Genomic DNA, 21936 nt, shown 5'->3' on the forward strand with positions numbered 1-21936 from the left:
GCCACAATTTTTAATTTACACATTTGTGAGTGGTTTTCATGGGTTTTAATTGCGGTATTGTTGGTCTGCCAAATGTAGGGAAATCTACCCTTTTCAATGCATTAACTAAAGCAGCGATTGCAGCGGAAAACTTCCCGTTCTGTACCATTGAGCCAAACACAGGTATTGTTCCTGTTCCAGATCCACGTTTAGATAAACTTGCTGCGATTGTTAACCCTCAGCGTGTTTTACCGACCACTATGGAATTTGTGGACATTGCAGGTCTTGTTGCTGGTGCATCAAAAGGTGAAGGTTTGGGTAACCAGTTCCTTGCTAACATTCGTGAAACTGATGCAATCGCTCATGTGGTACGTTGTTTCGAAGACGAAAACGTGATTCACGTTAATGGTAAAATTGATCCATTAGACGACATTGCAACAATTAATACTGAACTTGCACTTGCAGACCTTGAGACTGTTGCTAAAGCAATTTTACGTTTAACTAAAGTTGCTAAAGGCGGTGACAAAGAAGCTGTAGCAACTAAAGCAGTTTTAGAGAAAATCCAACCATTACTTGACGAAGGTAAACCAGCTCGCGCGGCTGATTTGTCTGATGACGAACGCAAATTAATTCGTGGTTTTGGTTTAATGACTTTGAAACCAACCATGTACATTGCAAACGTTGCAGAAGACGGTTTTGAAAACAATCCACATTTAGAAGCTGTTAAAAAACTTGCTGCTGAAGAAAATGCGATTGTTGTGCCGCTTTGCAACCAAATCGAAGCTGAAATTTCATTATTAGAAGATGAAGATCGTGCTGAGTTCCTAGAAGCAATGGGCATGGAAGAACCGGGCTTAAACGTAGTTATTCGTGCAGGCTATAAACTTTTAGGTTTACAAACTTATTTCACTGCTGGTGTACAAGAAGTTCGTGCATGGACAGTAAAAGTTGGTGCAACGGCTCCTCAAGCAGCTGGTGTTATTCATACTGATTTCGAAAAAGGCTTTATCCGTGCTGAAGTTGTTGCATATGATGACTTCGTACAATACAACGGTGAAAACGGCGCTAAAGAAGCAGGTAAATGGCGTTTAGAAGGTAAAACTTACGTTGTTCAAGACGGCGATGTAATGCATTTCCGTTTTAACGTTTAAGTTAAAGCTTAAAAAAAAGCCCCACTAGATTGGGGCTTTTTTATATTTAATGGCTTAAATCCATTGTCTCTCGTTTACTACGCGCCTCGTGTAAAATTCGCTCATGCAAAGGCTTTCTAAAGCCTAACATAAATATAAATTCAGCCAATACAAATAGTGGTCCAATTGCAAGACCTATTACATCATCAACAAAAGCAGGTTTTTTCTTTTCAAAATAATGCCCCACAAACTGAAAAGCCCATCCCACCACAAAGAAACCAATACTTGCAGCCAACCATTGTCCTAAAGAAAGTTCGGCAATTTGGCTCGCCAATGGATACACAGCCACCAATATCATGAGCATGATTAAGCCAAAAACTTTATCTAGAAATAAATAATAGATTGTACTGAATGCAATCAGTACCATAGCTAAAGTAACTTTAAAATTACCAATATCGATTCCTGCCCTCGCTGTTAAACATAAAATTGAAAACACGATGAGTGGAATGCCTATAAAATGCGTCAAAATATTTTGATGATTTAAATGATAAGCCGCATATTGGCTCAGTTTCTGCTCCAGATTTGACATGAGTTATTCCCTATTCACCTAACTATAGTCATACTGTACAAATAAGGAAAATTTAAAGTTGTCAGCTATTTGACAAAGTAATGAATTTTTTCATGGATGACCGAATATTGGACCTAATTTATATTAACCGATTAAAAGAAAACACATGGTTTAGTGTGCTTCCGGAAGCATTCCAAAAGTTTATTTTAGAACATGGCAAGCAAATTACTTTTGAGAAAAATAGCTACGTTTTCCATGCTCAAGATGAGTTTGATGGTATTTATACCGTCCTTGAAGGCTCAATTAGCTTGGGTTATGTCGATGTAAATGGTAATGAAGCACTTTCTGCAATTGCTGAGCCGATTATGTGGTTCGGTGAAATATCTTTAATTGATCATGAGCCACGGTCACACGACGCGATTGCTTTGAAAAAAAGTATAGTTCTGCATATTCCCGCAAAACCATTAAATGAGCTACTGAAAGAACATCCATATTATTGGTATTATTTTGCACGTTTAACCAGCCAAAAACTCAGGTACGTTTTCTTAGAACAAATTGCGATACAAACACGCAGTATTTCTCAAAGGCTTGCACAACGTCTTCTGTTCATTTTAGAAGGATACGGTAACCATATTCTTATTCAAGATCATCAAATACAGATTTCTCAAGAGCAATTAGCCAACATGCTAACTACATCTAGGCAGACGATCAACCATGAATTGAGCCTACTTGAAAAACAAAATATTATTAAAATTGCTTTTAGAAAAATTGAGATTTTAGATATTGAGAAATTAAAAGTAATTGCTCAAGTTCATTCATAATTGTACCAAGTGCCGCTATATAATAAAAACTTAAAATTAAATTAAAAAATTAGATAACACTGCAAATCAAAACATTGTTCAAACTCTATTTCCACAAAATAAATGTTTTAAAGCAGAATTTTTCATCTTACACTCAAGCTGAGCAATAATACTCAACAAGGCGCTGATTAACATGAAAAAATTATCAACAATTCTTACAGCAGGCGTATTGGCTATGTTAAGTGTTTCGGCATTTGCATGTCCAAAAGGAACTCAACTACAAGGCGGTACTGGACCAAATCACAAAGGTGGAAAATGTGTAGCGGTACATGGAAAAGCTACAGCTCAAAAAGCAAAGAAAGAGGCAACAAAAACTAAACAGGAAGTTAAAAAAGACTTAACCATGCAAAAGCATGATGCAATGACCAGTGCGACTCATGCACAACATGAATCACATCAAATGACTCACCAAATGAAGCAAGATGCTGTAAAAACTGCCAACACAGCTAAAGCTGCAACAAAACCGTAATTATCATTCACCCATTATCGTTTAAAGCAAAAAAGCGAGATTGATCGTCTCGCTTTTTTATATGTGTAGGCTTTATTTAGGAGATGTGTTTCCTAAATTCGGATTTTCAATCGCTTCCTTACACTGTTGTTTATCGCGCTCATAATCTGCCTGTTTTTGAGCAACCGAACTATTATTTTCAAGCGTTTCGCGCGCCCATACATCTAGACTCGTTAAAGCTTTACGGCAAAGCGCATATTTTCCTTCAGTGACCGAATCTGTCATTTTTACATTAATACGCCAGTCTGTACTGAGCTGACGTAGTGGTTTACGAACATTATCATTAATTTGACTGAGCTGTTTTTCATAGACTAAATGATCAACAGTATTGATTAATGTCCATGCCTTTTTTGCATAAACTGTCGCATCATTCGTTAGTTTCGGCGCTGGTTTAATTTCTACTTTTTTATCTGAGCTCTGATTGCCATTATCACAACCTTGCAATATAAATACGCTCGCACTCAAGATGGCGATATAAACTAAACGAGTCTTTGATTTGAACATATCAAACTGCCGAATTAAACATTTCGGCACTATGCTATTAAATTCGGCTACAATACTCAATCTTTCAAGTTTTTATAATTGGTTTACTGCCAAGGTGTATTGTGTCAAATCAACAACAGATGGCTGCTCAAACAGCAACTTTTTGGCAAGGTGCCAAAGATAGTCAAGCCATCGTTCTCACCTACTTACCAGTTTCTTTTGCCTTTGGCGTTTCTGCATCTCAATTTGGTTTTAGCCCATGGGAAGCATTTTTTCTTTCTTGTTCCATGTATGCAGGTGCAAGCCAATTTTTAGTGGTCGCACTTTTAGCAAGCGATTCTTCTATATGGTTAACCGCCTTAACAGTCATTGCACTTGATATACGACATGTACTTTATGGGCCTGCTCTTTATAATTTAATTCCCACTAAATTAAATTTAAAGAAGACAGCCGTTTGGGCTTGGGGTTTAACGGACGAAGTTTTTGCCAGTGGTATGATCCAACTTTCACAGCGCAGACAACAATGGTCCGAGTCTTGGATGTTGGGCTTAAGTCTATTTAGCTGGATGTCTTGGGCAAGTGGTTCATTATTAGGCGGGTTATTTGCAGATCAAGTCGCACACCTTCCAAAGTTTTTACAAGCAGCTTTAGATTTCTTATTACCTGCTTTATTTTTAAGTTTTTTATTAGCGGCATTTGAACGAAAGCATAGCCTTGTAGTTGCTGTATCGTTAGTGGTTTCAGCTTTGGCATGTTATTGGATTAACTTATCAGCGGCTATCTTTATTGGCATTCTTTCAGGCATTTTAGCAGGTCTATTTAAATATTATGTGCTGAAACAATTTGATGAGGTTGAAGCTTAATATGAACCTAGAAATTATTTTGGTCGGCATCATTGTGGGTATTGCTAATTTTGCTTCACGCTTCGGACCATTTTTCGTAATACAAAAACTACAGGGCAACCAACAAAGACGCGGCTCAATCTGGTTAAAAATCGCTTTAGGAAGTATTGGTATATCTGCAATTAGCGCCATGCTTGTGGTTGCAACTCTTCCACCTTTACTTGAAACCCCAAATAAGAGTTTAGCAATGCTTATCGGTTTTATGGTTCTAGCTGGTCTTTATTTTAAATTTAAGAAAATTGTTCCTGCCACCTTAACAGCCGCAATCGTTTATGGCCTTATCTATACTTATTTACCTTTATAAATAGATAAACTGATCAACCTTATATAATATATAAATGCTAGAAGTGATTAAGAATAATAACTTCTAGCATAAAAACTTATTTTTGAAATTTATTAGAAGATAAATCCATCTAGCGATTAGAGATAAAAATGTCACAAGTTAAAATTTATGCAAATGAACGAACCATTATTCAGTATCGCGAACTGCTCTCTCATGCGATCCATCAAGCACTTATTGAAGAATTGAAGTATCCCGTCGAGAAAAGATTTCAACGCTTCATTAGTCTTAAACCTGAGAATTTTATTTATCCATCTGACAGAAGCCAGCATTACATTATCATCGAACTTTCAATGTTTGCAGGCCGCAGTCCAGCCACTAAAAAGCAACTTATTCAAACCTTATTTCGCAATATTGAAGAGCAATGCAAAATTGCACCTCATGACATTGAAATTACCATTTTTGAAACACCTAAGGAAAATTGGGGCATCCGTGGTAAAAATGCAGATGAATTGCTTTTAAACTATCAGGTTAATATCTAAAAACTACATTTTTAATTGTCCGACAAAATTACTTTTTTTATGCATGATAAGGCTTAACTCCACCCTAAGTTCTGCTATGCTTAAAAAAATAATTTTGTCAGGATGATTCGCATGAGCGTGACACTCGGTACCCCACTTCAATCTTCTGCATTTAAAGTTTTATTGTTAGGTTCAGGAGAGCTTGGCAAAGAAGTTGTAATTTCCTTACAACGCCTTGGTGTAGAAGTACATGCAGCCGACCGTTATGATCATGCTCCAGCTATGCAAGTAGCACATTTTTCTTATGTGTTAAACATGGCAGATCCAGCCCAATTAAAACAACTCATTGAAAAAGTTAAACCAAATTTAATTGTTCCAGAAATTGAAGCGATTGCGACAGAAGTTTTACTGGAAATTGAAGCAAATAAAACTGCAACAGTCATCCCATCTGCTAAAGCTGTAAACCTGACCATGAACCGTGAAGGTATTCGCCGTCTTGCGGCTGAAGAACTTGGCCTACCTACTTCTGCTTATCGTTTTGCTGATACGCTCGAAAGCTTCCGCGCTGCTTGTGATGACATTGGTTATCCAAACTTTGTAAAACCGGTCATGTCTTCTTCTGGTAAAGGACAGTCTCGTGTAAAAAGTTTCGATGAAGTCGATGCTGCATGGGAATATGCAATGCAAGGTGGCCGTGTTAACCAAGGCACTGTTATTATCGAGTCTCAAATTGATTTTGACTTTGAAATTACACTCCTTACCGTTCGCGCTAAAAACCCTGAAACAGGTGAAATTGAAACTCATTACTGTGACCCAATTGGTCACCGCCAAGATGCCGGTGATTATGTAGAAAGCTGGCAACCTCAACCAATGACTCCTGCAGCACTCGAGGAAGCCAAACGCATTGCAAATAAAGTGACTACAGCACTTGGTGGCTGTGGTATTTTTGGTGTAGAACTGTTTATTAAAGGCGACAAGGTTTGGTTTAGTGAGGTTTCACCTCGTCCACATGATACAGGCCTCGTCACTTTAGCATCTCAATTTCAAAGTGAATTTGAATTACATGCACGTGCAATTTTAGGCTTACCTGTAAATACAGCACGTCACAGTGTTGCCGCAAGTGCGGTAATTTATGCTGGAGTTGATGCTAACAATTTAAGTTATAGCAATCTGAATGTGGCTTTAGCTCATCCAGATACCGACTTACGTTTGTTTGGTAAACCGGAAGGTTTCAAACGTCGTCGTATGGGTGTGGCAACTGCTCGCGCTGAAAATACTGATCTTGCCCGTACTTTAGCGAAAGAAACCGCTGATCAAGTAAGCGTTCAAACTAACTCTTAATTTTTACTTATTGGTAGACCCATTTTCATGATCAATACATCGCCATTGCTGAACTATGTCTCAAGTCATCATGATATTAAAGCCATTAATCAGTGGCGAACGGATGTAGAAAAGCAATTGCAAGATTCATATGAAAATGGGCAATCTATTCGAGAAATCATTAAAGCCCGTTCAGACTTAGTAGATGAAGCGCTCGTCTTTTTATGGAAACATGCAGAACTTGACCAGTCAAAACTAGGTCTTTTTGCAGTAGGTGGTTACGGGCGCCGTGAAATGCTGCCCTATTCTGATGTAGATATCATGATTTTGTCTGAAGATGAAATCAGTGAAGAAAATGAAAAGCGCATCTCCACATTTATTTCCTCTTTATGGGATGTAGGAAATTTCAAACCAGGTATTAGTGTTCGCACCATTCAAAGCTGTGTTGAACAAGCCGCTACCGATTTAACTGTTGCCACCACCTTAATTGAAGCGCGTTTAATCACGGGCAATACACAACTTGCGAAATGGCCTCGCCGTATTGTTTCACAGACATGGACAGACAAAACATTTTATGACGCAAAAATGGCCGAACAAGCCAAGCGTTACCACCAACACAACAATACTGAAAGTAATTTAGAACCTGACATTAAAAATGCACCGGGCGGTATTCGTGACATTAATCAAATTGGTTGGATTGCCAAACGCCACTTCCGAGTGAACCGTATCTATGACTTAGTGCATTTAGGTTTCATTTCAGAGTTTGAATTGGCTGTTTTAGAAGAAGCTGAAAGCTTTCTTTGGGAAATTCGACATCATTTACACCGTTTAGCCAAACGTGATGAAAACCGTTTACTCTTTGACCATCAAAGAGAAATTGCTGCTAAATTTGGTTATGTTCGTCAAGAAGGCCAACCTGTAAATTACGGCGTTGAGCAATTCATGAAACGCTACTACCGTACGGCGCAGCAGGTTTCAACACTCAATGAAATGTTACTGGCGTATTTTAGTGAGTCAGTCATTACTCCTCGACTCCCCAACTATGAACGCAAAATTGAAGTTGTTAACGATCACTTTAAGATTGTCGACAATAAACTTGCAGTACAACATCATAAAATTTTTGCAGAGCATCCGAGCGCGATCTTAGAGTTATTCTATATTTTAGCGAATCGACCAGATATTGAAGGTATTCGCGCTCGGACTCTACGCTTACTTATTCTTGCTGCGAAACGAATCAACCAAAGTTATCGCGATAACCCAGAGCATCAAGCACTGTTTATGTCGATTATTCGCTCACCATATCGTTTATACGATACCTTGGTTGCGATGAAACGTTATGGTGTTTTAGGAAACTATATTCCTGCTTTTGGCCAAATTATGGGCCTTATGCAATATGACCTATTTCATATCTATACGGTTGATGCTCACACCTTATTATTGCTGCGTAATTTAAATCGTTTTAGAGAACCTGAATTTGCCAAAGAATTCCCTGTGGTAAGTTCGGTTTTCCAACGTCTTGCTCGTCAAGATATTGTCTTTATTGCTGCTTTATTCCACGACATTGCAAAAGGCCGTGGTGGTGACCATAGTGAACTTGGCGCAGAAGACGCGATTGAGTTTGGACGTGCACATGGCTTTACTGAGCGTGAATGCAAATTAATTGCATGGCTTATTCAAAACCATTTGCTCATGTCACTTACAGCTCAGAAAAAAGATATTTCTGATCCTGACGTCGTGAAAGATTTTGCAGAAAAACTTGGCGACATGGAGCATCTTGATTATCTCTATACTTTAACAGTTGCAGATATTAACGCCACAAATCCAAAACTTTGGAACACATGGCGCGCATCGCTTATGCGTCAACTTTATACGCATGCCCGTGATGTAATCCGTACAGGTTTAGGTCGTCCTGTTGACTACCAAATGTTAATTGAAGACACCAAATTTGCAGCAAGTGAATTACTGGTAAATAACTTTGCATTGGCTGATGTCGAAAAAGTATGGCAAGAACTTGGTGATGAATACTTCATTAAAGAGTCGGCAGATGAAATTGCATGGCATACACAAGCAATTTTAAAACATGGTGATAATCCAGAGCCATTAGTCCTCTTGCGTGCTCACCGTAAAGCAGCTCAAGATGCGGTGCAAATCTTTATTTATACACGTGACCAACCTAACCTGTTTGCTACTACTGTTGCTGTTTTAGACCGAATGAACCTAGACGTTCAGGATGCAAAAATTATCACGGCCAGTACAGCATTTAGCTTAGACACTTATGTTGTACTCGATCGTTTCGGCACATTGCTTACCGACCCAGAACGTGAAGAAACCGTTAAAAATGCATTAGTGAAGGCGCTTAGCCAACCAGACCAATACCCGGGACTCATGCAACGTCGTATTCCACGTCAATTACGTCACTTCGATATTGAAAATACAGTCGACGTAACATTAAATGAAGCCTTACAGCAAAATATGGTCGAAATTTCAACACTCGATCACCCTGGCCTACTTGCACGCGTGGGTGGTTTATTTATGATGCAAGGTTTAGACATCCATTCAGCCCGAATTGCAACTTTAGGTGAACGTGCCGAAGATATTTTCTTTGTCACCAAAAAAGATGGTAAACCGCTGAATAACGAAGAGGTCAAACTCTTCTCGGAAAAACTGAAAGCTGCATTAGATGAAGCATCTAATCAAATTTGTCAGCACTGAAACTCAACTACTTGGTAACTGTTTAATGAACTCTAGCTTGTCGTTATTACACCCGTATCCATTTGAAAAGTTAAACCAACTTTTTAAGGATATTACCCCAGCCAACCTCCCCTTGATTCCTTTATCAATTGGCGAACCGAAGCACCCAGCACCAGAGTTTGTTAAACAGGCTATTATTGATAACTTTAACCATCTATCCACTTATCCAAACAGCAAAGGCTTACCTGAGCTTCGCCAAAGCATTGCAGATTGGTTAACTAAGCGCTTTAAACTCAACAGTATTAGTGCTGAAAACCACATTTTACCTGTGTCTGGTACACGTGAAGGTATTTTCTCTTTTGTACAGGCATTAATTAATCGTGAAGATGCACCTTATGTGGTGATGCCAAACCCGTTTTATCAAATTTATGAAGGTGCTGCTTTACTTGCAGGTGCAAAGCCATACTTTATTAATTGCACAGAAGAAAATGGTTATTTAGGTGACTTTGACGCGGTACCAGCAGAAGTTTGGGAAAAGACAGCCCTTCTTTTTGTATGTACACCGGGTAACCCAACAGGTACTGTGCTTTCTAAAGAACAATTTAAAAAGCTGATTGCCTTATCTGATCAATATAATTTTGTTATTGCGTCTGATGAATGCTATTCAGAACTTTGGTTTGACCAAGCTCCTACGGGTTTATTAGAAGTATGTGCGGAACTTGGCCGTGATGACTACAAAAACTGTATCGTTTTTCATTCACTTTCAAAACGCTCAAATTTACCAGGTATGCGTTCAGGTTTTGTAGCGGGCGATGCTGCTTTATTAAAGCCATATTTGCAATACCGTACCTATCACGGCGCAGCAATGCCAGTACAACATCAGCTTGCCTCAATTGCAGCATGGAATGATGAAAGCCATGTTGAAGAAAACCGTAAGCAATATCGTGCAAAATTTGACTTATTTCAATCTGAGCTAGGTCATTTGCTTCCATTACAAAAACCAGATGCTGGTTTTTACTATTGGTTAAAAGTGGATAATGATGAAACTTTTGCCAAAATGCTGATGGAAAAAGCACATATTAAAGTCTTACCGGGCCGTTATTTATCTCGTGATACCGAACAAGGTAACCCTGGAGCTAACCATGTACGTATGGCGTTAGTGGCAGATTTAGCTCAATGTGAAGAAGTAGTTAAGCGTTTAAAAGCGATTTTGTAAGCCTCTTCTTAGCAGTTGTACAGCCTATTACTCAGGTTGTACAACTGGGCTATAACACTATTTATATGTAATCAAAAGCACAGCAAAAAGAATAAAAGCTACCGCAGAACAATAATATAAACCTGTTGCAGAGCGCTTAATTTTGACTAAGATTCGTTCATGGGCCAGCAGTTTAACCAATATGATATTCCAGATTAAAACCACACCGACCATCCATACACTCATAAGCAGTTTTTGAAATAAACTAAATTTATGTTGTATAAGCAGCATTAAGCTACTATAAAACATAATATTTTTTGGATTTAAAAGACTCGATTGCAAACCTAATACCAAGCTTTTAATTTTGTTGTGCTTATCTTCTGCTTGGTCACTTAAATTATTTACATCGGTTGAGAAATTTAGAGCTGTAGATCGGGCTGCATTAAAACAAAGAAAACTCAAATAAGCCAAATACAAAGCGCCAAGCCATTTAAATATTAAAAGTAAGATACTACTTAGATTTCCAAGCAACATAAAACTAAACAGGCATCCAGCCAGAATTAAAGCATTTCCCAAAGTGATTCCTAGAACAATACCATATGTATAACGGCGTCCTTTTTGTAGAAGACTAGTGAGAATAAGAAAGAAATCTGGACCCGGTGATAAGAGTGCTAAAAAATGAGTAAATGCAATAACTAAGAAAACTTCCATAACAGCTTCATCTGTAAAACAGTCTGGAAAATCTTAGAAATAGAGCTAAACAATTTCTTGTAAATTATTGCGCGGCTGCGAGCTGGAACTGCCGAGGAGTTACCCCTGTATGTGCTTTAAAAGCTTTATGGAAATGACTTTGATCACTAAAACCTAAATTTACAGCCAATTCGGCAAGTGGCACGCCTTGTTTGAGCTGCTCTCGAGCCTGATTAATCTTTAAGTTAATTTGAAATGCATGTGGTGTTAAACCTACATTTGCTTTGAATAAACGTATGATTGCATATCTGCTTAAACCTACTCGTTGAGCAAGTTCTTCTAAAGAAATAAAACCCTCTGAGGATGAAATCACATCGATCAGGTTTAAAAAGTCTTTATATAAATATTGAGGCTTTTGTATTTCTTCTAAAATAAAATGAGGTAATAACAAATGAATCAGGCAATGGAGAAGAGACTGCTCTTTTTCAAAAATTAATTTTTGCGCATCAAATAATGTCTCATTCATTTCAGTAAAAGCTTCATATAAAGATTCGTCTTTTATAATGAGCGGCTTATGCTGAGGTATATGTAAATCAAGACCTTGCTCTTGAAATTCTGAATACAGTTGATTTAACCATGCTAGATCTAAATGAAGCATCTGGTAACTCCATGCCTGATTTGGCATAGGATTACATGAATGCTCAACATGTGCGGGCACAATGACCAATGTACCCGCCGAGATCTTTTGTGCAGTGCCAAAAGAACTTTGAAAAACACTATTCCCCTCATCTATAGCACCAATTGAAAATGTTGGATGGCTATGAGACTTATAACATGTTCTGCCAAAACATGACCTTCGGGTTTCCACATAAGGCATTCGCCGATCTTGCCAAAACTCGAAAGTTTGAGGAATAGCGTTCATTGAACCCATTAACTCGCTAATGCTTTTTCAATATCAGCTTCCAATGCTTCAGGCTTGGTTGTTGGCGCATAACGATTTAAAACCGAACCATCTTTACCCACTAAAAACTTGGTAAAGTTCCATTTAATAGTACTGCTTCCTAAAATTCCTTTTGCTTCACGGGTTAAATATCTAAAGATCACATGAGCTTCAGGACCTTTTACATCTACTTTGGCAAACATAGGGAATTTCACTCCATAGTTACGCTGGCAGAATGTACCTATCTCTTTATTGCTTCCGGGATCTTGCCCACCAAACTGATTGCAGGGAAAACCTAAAACTTCTAAACCTTGGTCTTTATATTTTTCATAAAGTTTTTCGAGGCCCGCAAACTGTGGAGTAAAACCACATTTACTTGCAGTATTTACAATTAATAAAACTTTACCTTTGTAATCAGCGAATTGTTTAATATCTCCCTCTAACAATTCAGCTTCAAACTGATAAATGTTACTCATGGATAGGTTTCCTCATCATTTTTTTCTTGTGTTTTCAGTTGTAATGATGCCGAGTTCACACAGTAGCGCAAACCTGTCGGCTGTGGTCCATCTTCAAAAACATGCCCAAGATGAGCTTCGCAATCATGACAAACAATTTCCGTTCTGACCATACCATGCGTTAAATCTTCATGTTCATCAATAACGCTTCCATTCAGAGGGCGAAAGAAACTTGGCCAACCACAACCACTATCATATTTTGCATCTGACGAAAACAATTCCGCGCCACAACAACGACAAACATATGTGCCATGTTGCTTAGTATTCCAGTATTGCCCCGTAAATGCTGGTTCAGTGCCCTTTTGTCGCGTTATCCGATATTCTTCAGGTGATAACTCTCTTTGCCATTCTCGGTCTGTTTTATTAACTTTTCCCATGACCTGCACCTTTTATTCTGATGTAAACATAAATTGATAATCGTATTTTATATTTACGCCATTCATCAAAAAAACACTAGTCTCTGAACGTAAAATTTGTTGGATTTTAAACATCTAAGTAACAGAAAGCAAAAAGTAAGCAAAATACAAAAACAAAAGAAAGCAATTTTTTATTTTATTTCCTTTTAAGGAAGCAAAGATGGTGCTATTCTTGTGTGGCACGGTTGTATAGGACAAAACATGTCTCAGAAAAAAAGTGTGCTTTTCCAGCAACTATTACCAGTTATCAAACAGTATCAGCAATCGGGCTTTACCCATGAAAAAATTGTTGAATTACTTAAAGATCAACATGATCTGAATTTGGTAACAGTCAAAACATTTAAAAGTTATTTATACCGATATGCAAAAGTGAATCCAGCTATGTCTAAAAATACTGCTACTCTCCAATCCATGCCAACTTCCCGAGAAATTAAAAAATCATCGAAGCTTGAGCATGTTTGTTATGACATTCGCGGACCAGTATTACGAGCCGCCAATGAAATGGAAGAGCAAGGACATAAAATCATTAAGCTGAATATCGGCAACCCTGCCCCATTTGGTTTTGAAGCACCACAAGAAATTATTAATGACGTTGCTTTAAACCTACCAAATGCAATTGGTTATGTAGATTCAAAAGGTATTTTTCCGGCACGTAAAGCAATCTGCCAGTACTACCAGCAAAAAGGCATCTTAAATATGCACGTTAATGACGTGTATATCGGTAATGGTGTATCTGAACTCATTGTCATGGCTATGCAAGGCCTACTCGATGATGGTGATGAAATGCTCATTCCGATGCCGGACTATCCGCTTTGGACAGCTGCCGTTAACCTGTCGGGTGGTACAGCCATTCACTATAAGTGTGATGAAGAAAACAGTTGGTATCCTGATATTGCTGATATTGAAAGTAAAATTACTTCAAACACACGTGGTATTGTCATTATCAATCCGAACAACCCAACTGGTTCGGTATATCCACGTCATGTGCTTGAGCAAATTGTGGCACTTGCAAAGAAACATGACCTGATTTTATTTGCTGACGAAATTTACGACAAAATCGTTTACGATGGCATTGAGCATGTTGCTGTTGCTTCTTTAGCAGGCGACCAATTATGTATTTCTTTCAATGGGCTATCAAAAGCATATCGTATTGCTGGTTTCCGTTCAGGCTGGATGGCAATCACAGGCGATAAGAGCCGTGCAGCAGACTATATCGAAGGTCTGGATATGTTAGCTTCAATGCGTTTATGTGCAAACGTACAAGCTCAGTATGCAATTCAAACGGCGCTTGGTGGCTATCAGTCTATTAATGACTTGATCCGACCAGGTGGACGTTTATATGAACAGCGTAATATCGCATGGGAAATGTTAAATGAAATTCCTGGGGTAAGCTGTGTTAAACCAGAAGGCGCAATGTATTGTTTCCCGCGTCTTGATCCTAACATTTACCCAATCGAAGATGATGAAAAGTTAATGTTAGATTTACTTCGTGCTGAAAAAGTACTATTAGTTCAAGGAACAGGTTTTAACTGGCCAACACCAGACCATTTCCGTGTTGTTTTCTTACCGGCAGAAAACGAATTACGTGAAGCAATTGGTCGTTTAGGTCGTTTCTTGGCCAATCGCCGTTAAAAAAATGCATAATAAAAAAGGCATCTTAAATTAGGTGCTTTTTTTATTTTTACATCATTTAAATAATTATTTAAAAACTAATATCACCTATTTTAATCAGATCAATAAACCAAATTAATATACTGAATAATATAAACTTTTAAAAATAATATATAAGACTTATTTTCTCAAAAAATCTCATCCATATTTTTTTACCAAACGTTTAAATTACTATATTTATCCCCTATTCCTCCTTTTGTTATTATGCAAAAAATGCATAAGTTGATATTTTTTTGCATTTCACACTGCTTCAAAATCGAGCAACAATCCCTTCCCATAACAACATCACCATATTCGATTCGGTTAATACTGATGCAAATTTAGGAAGATGAAATCAGTTACAGGACCGAACTGAACTACAAGGAAAGCTTTCAATCATCGTTATCCCATCTAAAAGATGATTGAACCCAAAGGATAGAGGTTCCTATGAAGCAAAAGAAATTGCTCAAGTATATCGTGGTTGCTATTTTACTAGGAGTATTGACGGGTTGGATCTGTCATCACTTCTTTAATGAAGGCGAGCAACTGAAGCAAATCGCTTCTTATTTCAACATCGTCACAGATATCTTTTTACGTCTCATCAAAATGATTATTGCCCCATTGGTATTTGCTACAATTGTGTGCGGCATTGTTTCAATGGGCAAATCAACTTCAATTGGTAGCATCACACTCAAGTCAATGACTTGGTTTATTACCGCTTCGTTTGTCTCACTTGCCATCGGTATGGGTTTAGCAAACTTTTTCCAACCTGGCGCGGCGCTAGACCTATCATTACCAACAGCTCAACAACTTAGTAGTTCTTCTCTCCCGACAACTACTGGTTTTACCCTGCAATCATTCTTGAGTCACGTGTTCCCACGCAGCATTGCAGAAGCAATGGCGAACAATGATATTTTACAAGTACTTGTTTTCTCTATTTTCTTTGGTTCAGCTCTTGCTTTTGTAAATCAGGGCAAAGAAAAAGACTCAGTTATCATTCGCTTAACTGATGAACTCAGTAAAATCATGTTCCGCATTACTGACTACGTAATGATGTTCGCACCTTTTGCAGTATTTGCTGCAATCGCTTCAGCAATTACAGTACAAGGCTTAGGCTTAATTGTTGATTATGGCATTTTAATCGCAGAATTCTACTTCGGTCTGCTATTACTTTGGGTCATTTTGTTCTCTGTTGGCGCAATCGTACTTAAAAAAGATATCTTCCGTTTAGGTAAATTGATCCGTGAACCTGTAACACTTGCTTTTGCTACAGCTTCAAGTGAATCAGCCTATCCTAAAGTTATGGATGCTTTAAATAAGTTCGGCGTGCCTAAAAAAGTGACTAGCTTCGTTTTACCATTAGGTTATTCATTTAACCTTGATGGTTCAATGATGTACACCACATTTGCAGTACTCTTTATCGCTCAAGCTTACAATATTGATCTGAGCTTCACTCAACAAATCTTGATTTTGTTAACGCTTATGGTGACAAGTAAAGGTATTGCGGGTGTTTCAAGAGCTTCTATTGTAGTTATCTCGGCAACACTCACAATGTTCCATTTGCCTGAAGCCGGCATTCTATTATTGCTTGGTATTGATCAGTTCCTTGATATGGGCCGTACTGCAACAAACGTAGTAGGTAATAGTATTGCGACTGCAGTTGTTGCCAAACTTGAAGGCGATAAAGTAGCTGATACTGAAGAATTACCAGAGCCTGTATTAATTAAATCAACTCAAGAACAAACAATCGCTTAAGTTTCCTTTTTCTCCCACTCTCCCAACTTAAGAGCAATTTTATACGACCTTATAAAATTGCTCTTTTTTTCTTTCGAACTAAACAATAAAAAGTTATCAGTATTTCTATATTAAATAATAGGCCAAATTATGGATTTTAATTCCTATTAACTTTCTTAAAAGTAAACCTTAAAAACAGAATAAAAAACAAACATTCAAAAATTTATATACTTAGAAACATACACTAAATGATTATTTTTTAATTCAATTTATGATCGATTCATTATATTAAACAACTAAGATTATTATTTAATTCGAACATGAAAAATTTTATTTTATATTCTTAATAAATATAGTTTTAAAAATCAATTCAATAAATCCACCAAATGTTAAATAAAGGCCCAACCCAACCTATTATTTTTTAATTTTATAAAGACTAAAAAATCATTTGCGTGAATTATATTAAAAAGTAAATAAATTCAGATAAATTAGAAAAACTTAATAGATTTTTTATTTTTTTCATGATATTTATTAGCGCTGAATAAAAGCAATGTTTAAATGATTGTTGTCGAAACAAAATGATATTCAAGGATGCTTTTATTCAAACAAGTTACGGATATGTTTTACATGGTATGTATTTTGCTTAGGAAAAGCAGGCGTATTCGGCAAACTTTATACTTCGTCACTTCATAAGGATATTTTCGATGTTGACTAAAACTGTTAAATCTTTCGGTTTAGCGATGGGCTTATTAGCCTGCTCTCTCCCACTTTACGCAAAAAACAATGTTGTTGTTGTCGCTACTGGCGGTACCATTGCTGGTGCTGGCGCAAGCTCAGCAAATAGTGCAACTTATACAGCGGCAAAAGTTCCAGTTGATGCTTTAATCAATGCAGTTCCTCAAATTCAAGATTTGGCAAATGTATCTGGTATTCAAGCATTACAAGTAGCTTCGGAAAGTATTACTGACAAGGAATTATTACAAATTGCTCGTCAAGTAAATGAACTTGTTAAAAAGCCAACTGTAAATGGCGTTGTGATTACACACGGTACAGATACTTTAGAAGAAACAGCATTTTTCTTAAATCTTGTTGTTCATACTGATAAACCAATCGTACTTGTTGGCTCAATGCGCCCATCAACTGCTCTTTCAGCAGATGGTCCACTTAACCTTTATAGTGCTGTTGCATTGGCCGCTTCTGATGATGCAAAAAATAAAGGCGTTATGGTTCTCATGAACGACTCTATTTTTGCTGCTCGTGATGTAACTAAAGGCATTAACATTCATACAAATGCTTTTGTAAGCCAATGGGGTGCTTTGGGTACACTTGTTGAAGGCAAACCATATTGGTTTAGACAATCTGTTAAACGTCATACCAATGCTTCAGAATTTAATATTGAAAATATTAAAGGTGATGCTCTTCCGACAGTACAAATCGTTTATGGTTCTGACTCTATGCTTCCTGATGCTTATCAAGCATATGCAAAAGCTGGCGCTAAAGCGATTATTCATGCAGGTACAGGTAATGGTTCTGTAGCGAAATATATCGTTCCAACATTACAAAACCTTCATGACAAAAACGGTATTCAAATTATCCGCTCATCGCGCGTTCCACAAGGTTTTGTATTACGTGATGCAGAACAACCTGACTCTAAATATGGTTGGGTAGCAGCTCATGATTTGAATCCTCAAAAAGCGCGTCTTCTTGCAGCGTTGGCACTTACCAAAACCAACGATGCGAAAGAAATTCAACGCATGTTCTGGCAGTACTAAAATTTCTAACCAGCCCAAATCAATTTGGGCTGGTTCTTTTTATCCGCTTTAATTTTCTCTTTAAAAATAAAAGAACAACTTTGATCAATCCTTCACTTTCGTGTTCTCAACCTTCTGTTTAAATACTAAAATCCATAACAGTTGCCAAAATATTAAGCATTTCGTTTGAACTTTGCGTGTTAAACTATGCTGCGGTCGCATTAAGGATTGGTTTATGCAGTTTGTTCATCTCGGTATTTACACAGAATTTTCGATTACAGAGTCGATTGTTCGCATACCCGACTTGGTCAAGACTGCGGTAAAGGATGAAATGCCTGCGCTGGCACTTACCGACTTATCTAACCTTCATGCTGCTGTAAAGTTTTATAATTCTTGCCTTAAGAAAGGCATTAAGCCAATTTTGGGTAGTACAATCCGTCTTAATGATGCCCAACATCGTGCAACTTTGCTTGCAATGAGCGATATTGGATGGAAAGGATTGACTGAAATTGTTTCGCGTGGCTTTATTGAAGGCCAGCAACTCAGTATCCCTTGTGTACAAAAAGAATGGGTCCTAGAGCAGCATCAAGATATTATTGTTTTACTTGGCCAACATAGTGATGTTGGGCAAATGCTTTGCTCATCTAACCCGCAAAAAGCAGAACCTTTACTTGAAGAGTGGATCGAAAAGTTTGGTAATCGTGTTTATCTAGCCTTAACACGTACTGATCGTCCTGGCGAAGAAGACTTTATTCAAGAAGCTGCCAAACTTGCAGCTAAATATAATGTTGGTGTTGTTGCACACAACGATGTGCACTTTATTGAAAAAGAAGATTTCGAAGCGCACGAAGCTCGTGTATGTATTGCAGATGGTTATGTTTTAGCAGATGATCGACGTCCGCGCTTATATAGTCCAGAGCAGTATTTCAAAACTTCTGATGAAATGATTGAGCTGTTCTCAGATATTCCTAGTGCTATTGAAAACACCTATCAAATCGCTAAACGCTGTAATGTCACTTTAAAGCTCGGTACTTACTTTTTACCTGAGTATCCAATTCCTGATGGTTTTACCATCGATACCTATTTTGAGCACTTATCAAAAGAAGGTTTGGAAGAGCGCTTAAATTACCTTTACCCTGTCGAAAAGCGTGGTGAAGACTGGCCTGAAATTCGTAAACCATATGATGAACGAATAGATTATGAAGTCGGAATCATCCTGAAAATGGGATTCCCTGGTTACTTCCTGATTGTCATGGACTTCATTCAATGGGCGAAAAACAATGGTGTCCCTGTTGGACCGGGCCGTGGTTCAGGTGCAGGTTCATTAGTAGCTTATAGCTTAAAAATTACAGATCTTGATCCACTTCGTTATGACCTACTCTTCGAACGTTTCTTAAACCCGGAACGTGTATCGATGCCCGACTTTGACGTCGATTTCTGTATCGCAGGTCGTGACCGTGTGATCGATTATGTATCACGTACTTATGGCCGTGAAGCGGTGTCTCAGATTGCAACGTTCGGTACGATGGCTGCGAAAGGTGCGATTCGTGACGTTGCCCGCGTTTTAGGGAAGTCTTATGGTCTAGCTGACCGTATTTCAAAAATGGTTCCAACTAAGCCACTTGGTGTAGATTTGGCAACTGCGATTGAAATGGAACCTCAGCTTAAAGATATTGTTACCAACCCTTCCAACCCAGACAATGATGATGCCAGCGAAATTTGGGAAATGGCATTAAAGTTAGAAGGTATTACCAGAAATACAGGTAAACATGCCGGTGGTGTTGTTATTGCACCCGGTAAAATTACCGACTTCTCTGCTGTGCTTTGTGACGCAGACGGTACTAACCGTGTAGCACAGTACGATAAAGATGATGTAGAAGCTGCAGGTCTCGTAAAGTTCGACTTCTTGGGTTTACGTAACTTAACCGTTATTGAAGATGCTATCCAAAATATTAATAAAAACCGTGATAGCAATGACCCTTTAAACATTTCGCACGTCCCTCTTGACGACCCTAAAGCTTATTCTGTCTTTGCTGATGCAAATACAACCGCGGTATTCCAGTTTGAATCCGTCGGTATGAAACGAATGCTTAAAGAAGCGCGTCCAAGTAAATTCGAAGAAATTATTGCGTTCGTATCTTTATATCGTCCGGGTCCGATGGATCTGATCCCAGACTTCATTCACCGTATGCATGGTGGAGAATTTGAGTATCTTCATCCATTGCTTGAAGGTGTATTAGAGCCAACCTACGGGATTATGGTTTACCAAGAACAGGTAATGCAAACTGCACAGATTTGTGCAGGTTACACACTCGGTGGCGCTGACTTGCTCCGCCGTGCAATGGGTAAAAAGAAACCTGAAGAAATGGTGAAACAGCGCCAAATCTTCCTTGAGGGTGCTGGACAAAAAGGCATTGATGAAAGCACAGCCAACCATATCTTCGACTATATGGAAAAGTTTGCAGGCTATGGTTTTAACAAATCGCACGCCGCAGCCTATGCGCTTGTTGCATATCATACAGCATGGTTAAAAGCCCACTATCCTGCCGAATTTATGGCAGCAGTAATGTCATCGGAAATGCAGAACACTGACAGTGTCGTATTTTTGATTGATGACTGCCGAAATAACGGACTCGAGGTCTTACCGCCATCAGTCAATATGTCGACTTATCATTTCCATGCGAGCGATGATAAAACCATTGTTTATGGTTTAGGGGCAATTAAAGGTGTTGGTGAACAGGCAATGCAGTCTGTTATTGACTCACGTCGCCAACAAGGGCCTTATACTGACCTATTTGATTTCTGCCATCGTATTGATTTGAAAAAAATCAATAAACGAACCTTAGAAGCACTTATCCGTGCTGGTGCGCTTGATTGTTTAGGTATTGAACGTTCAAGTCTAATGGCTCAATTGCCAGAAGCTGTACAAGCTGCCGAACAGGCACGTAGTAACCGTGAAAGCGGTATTATGGACTTATTTGGTGAAGTTGAAGAAGTTCAACGTAAACCAGCTAAACCTGTTAAGCCATGGAGTGATGAAGTTCGTCTCAAAGGCGAAAAAGATACGCTTGGACTATATTTAACAGGTCACCCAATTGATGTTTATCGTCAAGAACTCAAAGCGTTTATTCCTGCAAAACTTAATGAAATTACCGCAACTCGTCGCGGTGTAACGACTGTTTATGCAGGACTTGTCCTTGATGTAGCGAATTTCCCAAACCGTGTTGTTATTGTACTTGACGACGGAACAGCACGTATTGAAGTCAGCTGTAACCACGAACGTTTCCAACGCTTTAAAGATATTATTCAAGTTGAGCGCGTAGTCGTCTTTGAAGGCGAAATCTATGAGCGTGAAGGTTTTGATCGTCCAATGGGACGCTTGAACAAAGCGTTTAGCTTAAATGAAATCAGACAAAAACGCGCCAATAGCATTCAAATCAAATTAACCCATGATCTATTGCAACCAAGTTTGGCAAAAGATCTACAAAATATATTATTGCCTTATTGTAATGTCGATATGCATCAGCATATTGCAATACAGTTACAGATTGACCAACCATATGCTCAGGCTGAGCTTCAGCTTGGCCCACAATGGAAAGTCGCTCCTTTAGATGAACTTCTTGCCAAACTAAGAGATTACTTTGGTAAGGATAATATTCATATTGAATATCAGGTAAAATCTAAGGCAGCTAAAGCAGCAGAACCTGTTCGTCCACAACCTGTTGCCTCACCTCCTGTGGACATGACTATTGATGATGCATTGGATTCATACCAAAGCGAAGTTTCTCAATATTCGTAATTTC

The 21936-nt window shown here is 38.3% G+C and carries 19 protein-coding genes; 13 read left to right on the forward strand and 6 right to left on the reverse strand.

The window, feature by feature from the left end; all coding sequences use genetic code 11:
- The first annotated feature begins 38 nt into the window (after positions 1–38).
- The gene (gene ychF / locus MKL36_RS15510; RefSeq protein WP_000506572.1) at positions 39–1130 is read left to right on the forward strand and encodes a redox-regulated ATPase YchF; all 1092 of its coding nucleotides are present in this window, start codon (positions 39–41) and stop codon (positions 1128–1130) included.
- Positions 1131–1176: 46 nt separating this feature from the next.
- Here ychF and MKL36_RS15515 read toward each other — a convergent pair whose 3' ends face one another.
- Complete coding sequence (locus tag MKL36_RS15515; RefSeq protein WP_021510851.1) at positions 1177–1698, reverse strand: Mpo1 family 2-hydroxy fatty acid dioxygenase; 522 nt, start codon at positions 1696–1698, stop codon at positions 1177–1179.
- 92 nt (positions 1699–1790) lie between these two features.
- Here MKL36_RS15515 and MKL36_RS15520 point away from each other — a divergent pair, with 92 nt between their 5' ends.
- The gene (locus MKL36_RS15520) at positions 1791–2498 is read left to right on the forward strand and encodes a Crp/Fnr family transcriptional regulator (protein WP_005124182.1); all 708 of its coding nucleotides are present in this window, start codon (positions 1791–1793) and stop codon (positions 2496–2498) included.
- A gap of 172 nt (positions 2499–2670) precedes the next feature.
- Entirely contained in the window at positions 2671–3006 is a 336-nt protein-coding gene (locus tag MKL36_RS15525) for a hypothetical protein (protein WP_000736695.1), read from the forward strand.
- Between the two features lie 72 nt (positions 3007–3078).
- Here the strand turns inward: MKL36_RS15525 and MKL36_RS15530 are convergent, their stop codons facing one another.
- The gene (locus MKL36_RS15530; RefSeq protein ID WP_000477056.1) at positions 3079–3549 is read right to left on the reverse strand and encodes a hypothetical protein; all 471 of its coding nucleotides are present in this window, start codon (positions 3547–3549) and stop codon (positions 3079–3081) included.
- Positions 3550–3668: 119 nt separating this feature from the next.
- Between MKL36_RS15530 and MKL36_RS15535 the strand changes: the two genes are divergently transcribed.
- From MKL36_RS15535 to dapC, 6 genes are all read left to right on the forward strand, one after another.
- Positions 3669–4391 (forward strand): AzlC family ABC transporter permease, encoded by a 723-nt coding sequence (locus MKL36_RS15535; protein WP_085943461.1) that lies wholly within the window; start codon positions 3669–3671, stop codon positions 4389–4391.
- Position 4392: 1 nt separating this feature from the next.
- Positions 4393–4734, forward strand: coding sequence for an L-valine transporter subunit YgaH (gene ygaH / locus MKL36_RS15540; protein ID WP_001047284.1), 342 nt, complete (start codon positions 4393–4395; stop codon positions 4732–4734).
- A 128-nt stretch (positions 4735–4862) separates the two neighbouring features.
- Positions 4863–5252: a tautomerase family protein gene (locus MKL36_RS15545; protein WP_000084508.1), complete on the forward strand. Its 390-nt coding sequence runs from the start codon at positions 4863–4865 to the stop codon at positions 5250–5252.
- A 102-nt stretch (positions 5253–5354) separates the two neighbouring features.
- Positions 5355–6572: a formate-dependent phosphoribosylglycinamide formyltransferase gene (purT, locus tag MKL36_RS15550; protein ID WP_085940543.1), complete on the forward strand. Its 1218-nt coding sequence runs from the start codon at positions 5355–5357 to the stop codon at positions 6570–6572.
- 27 nt (positions 6573–6599) lie between these two features.
- Positions 6600–9263 carry a [protein-PII] uridylyltransferase gene (glnD, locus tag MKL36_RS15555; RefSeq protein ID WP_000611178.1) on the forward strand — a complete coding sequence of 888 codons (2664 nt, stop codon included), beginning with the start codon at positions 6600–6602 and terminating at the stop codon, positions 9261–9263.
- A gap of 25 nt (positions 9264–9288) precedes the next feature.
- Positions 9289–10458, forward strand: a complete 1170-nt coding sequence (gene dapC / locus MKL36_RS15560; protein WP_001983957.1) for a succinyldiaminopimelate transaminase — start codon at positions 9289–9291, stop codon at positions 10456–10458.
- 57 nt (positions 10459–10515) lie between these two features.
- On the opposite strand, the gene MKL36_RS15565 is transcribed toward dapC, so the two are convergent.
- The 4 genes from MKL36_RS15565 to msrB form a co-directional block, all read right to left on the reverse strand.
- Complete coding sequence (locus MKL36_RS15565) at positions 10516–11148, reverse strand: LysE family translocator (protein ID WP_021510852.1); 633 nt, start codon at positions 11146–11148, stop codon at positions 10516–10518.
- A gap of 64 nt (positions 11149–11212) precedes the next feature.
- A complete protein-coding gene (locus MKL36_RS15570; protein ID WP_000535310.1) occupies positions 11213–12058 on the reverse strand; it encodes an AraC family transcriptional regulator in 846 nt (281 codons plus the stop codon).
- Positions 12058–12543 (reverse strand): glutathione peroxidase, encoded by a 486-nt coding sequence (locus tag MKL36_RS15575; protein WP_000066032.1) that lies wholly within the window; start codon positions 12541–12543, stop codon positions 12058–12060. The genes MKL36_RS15570 and MKL36_RS15575 overlap by 1 nt, the downstream gene beginning before the upstream one ends.
- Positions 12540–12959 (reverse strand): peptide-methionine (R)-S-oxide reductase MsrB, encoded by a 420-nt coding sequence (msrB, locus tag MKL36_RS15580; protein WP_000521160.1) that lies wholly within the window; start codon positions 12957–12959, stop codon positions 12540–12542. The genes MKL36_RS15575 and msrB overlap by 4 nt, the downstream gene beginning before the upstream one ends.
- A 240-nt stretch (positions 12960–13199) precedes the next feature.
- Here msrB and MKL36_RS15585 point away from each other — a divergent pair, with 240 nt between their 5' ends.
- The 4 genes from MKL36_RS15585 to dnaE all read left to right on the forward strand — a co-directional run bounded on the left by MKL36_RS15585 (position 13200) and on the right by dnaE (position 21932).
- Positions 13200–14630: a pyridoxal phosphate-dependent aminotransferase gene (locus tag MKL36_RS15585; RefSeq protein WP_000078703.1), complete on the forward strand. Its 1431-nt coding sequence runs from the start codon at positions 13200–13202 to the stop codon at positions 14628–14630.
- A gap of 465 nt (positions 14631–15095) precedes the next feature.
- Positions 15096–16403, forward strand: a complete 1308-nt coding sequence (locus tag MKL36_RS15590) for a dicarboxylate/amino acid:cation symporter (RefSeq protein ID WP_021510853.1) — start codon at positions 15096–15098, stop codon at positions 16401–16403.
- 683 nt (positions 16404–17086) lie between these two features.
- Positions 17087–18154 (forward strand): type II asparaginase, encoded by a 1068-nt coding sequence (locus MKL36_RS15595; RefSeq protein ID WP_086374135.1) that lies wholly within the window; start codon positions 17087–17089, stop codon positions 18152–18154.
- A 214-nt stretch (positions 18155–18368) separates the two neighbouring features.
- Positions 18369–21932, forward strand: a complete 3564-nt coding sequence (dnaE, locus tag MKL36_RS15600) for a DNA polymerase III subunit alpha (RefSeq protein ID WP_001160989.1) — start codon at positions 18369–18371, stop codon at positions 21930–21932.
- The last annotated feature ends 4 nt before the right edge of the window (positions 21933–21936 follow it).

It is taken from the genome of Acinetobacter sp. AOR12_HL (genome assembly GCF_027855275.1).
In the GTDB taxonomy this organism is placed as follows: Bacteria; Pseudomonadota; Gammaproteobacteria; order Pseudomonadales; family Moraxellaceae; genus Acinetobacter; species Acinetobacter baumannii.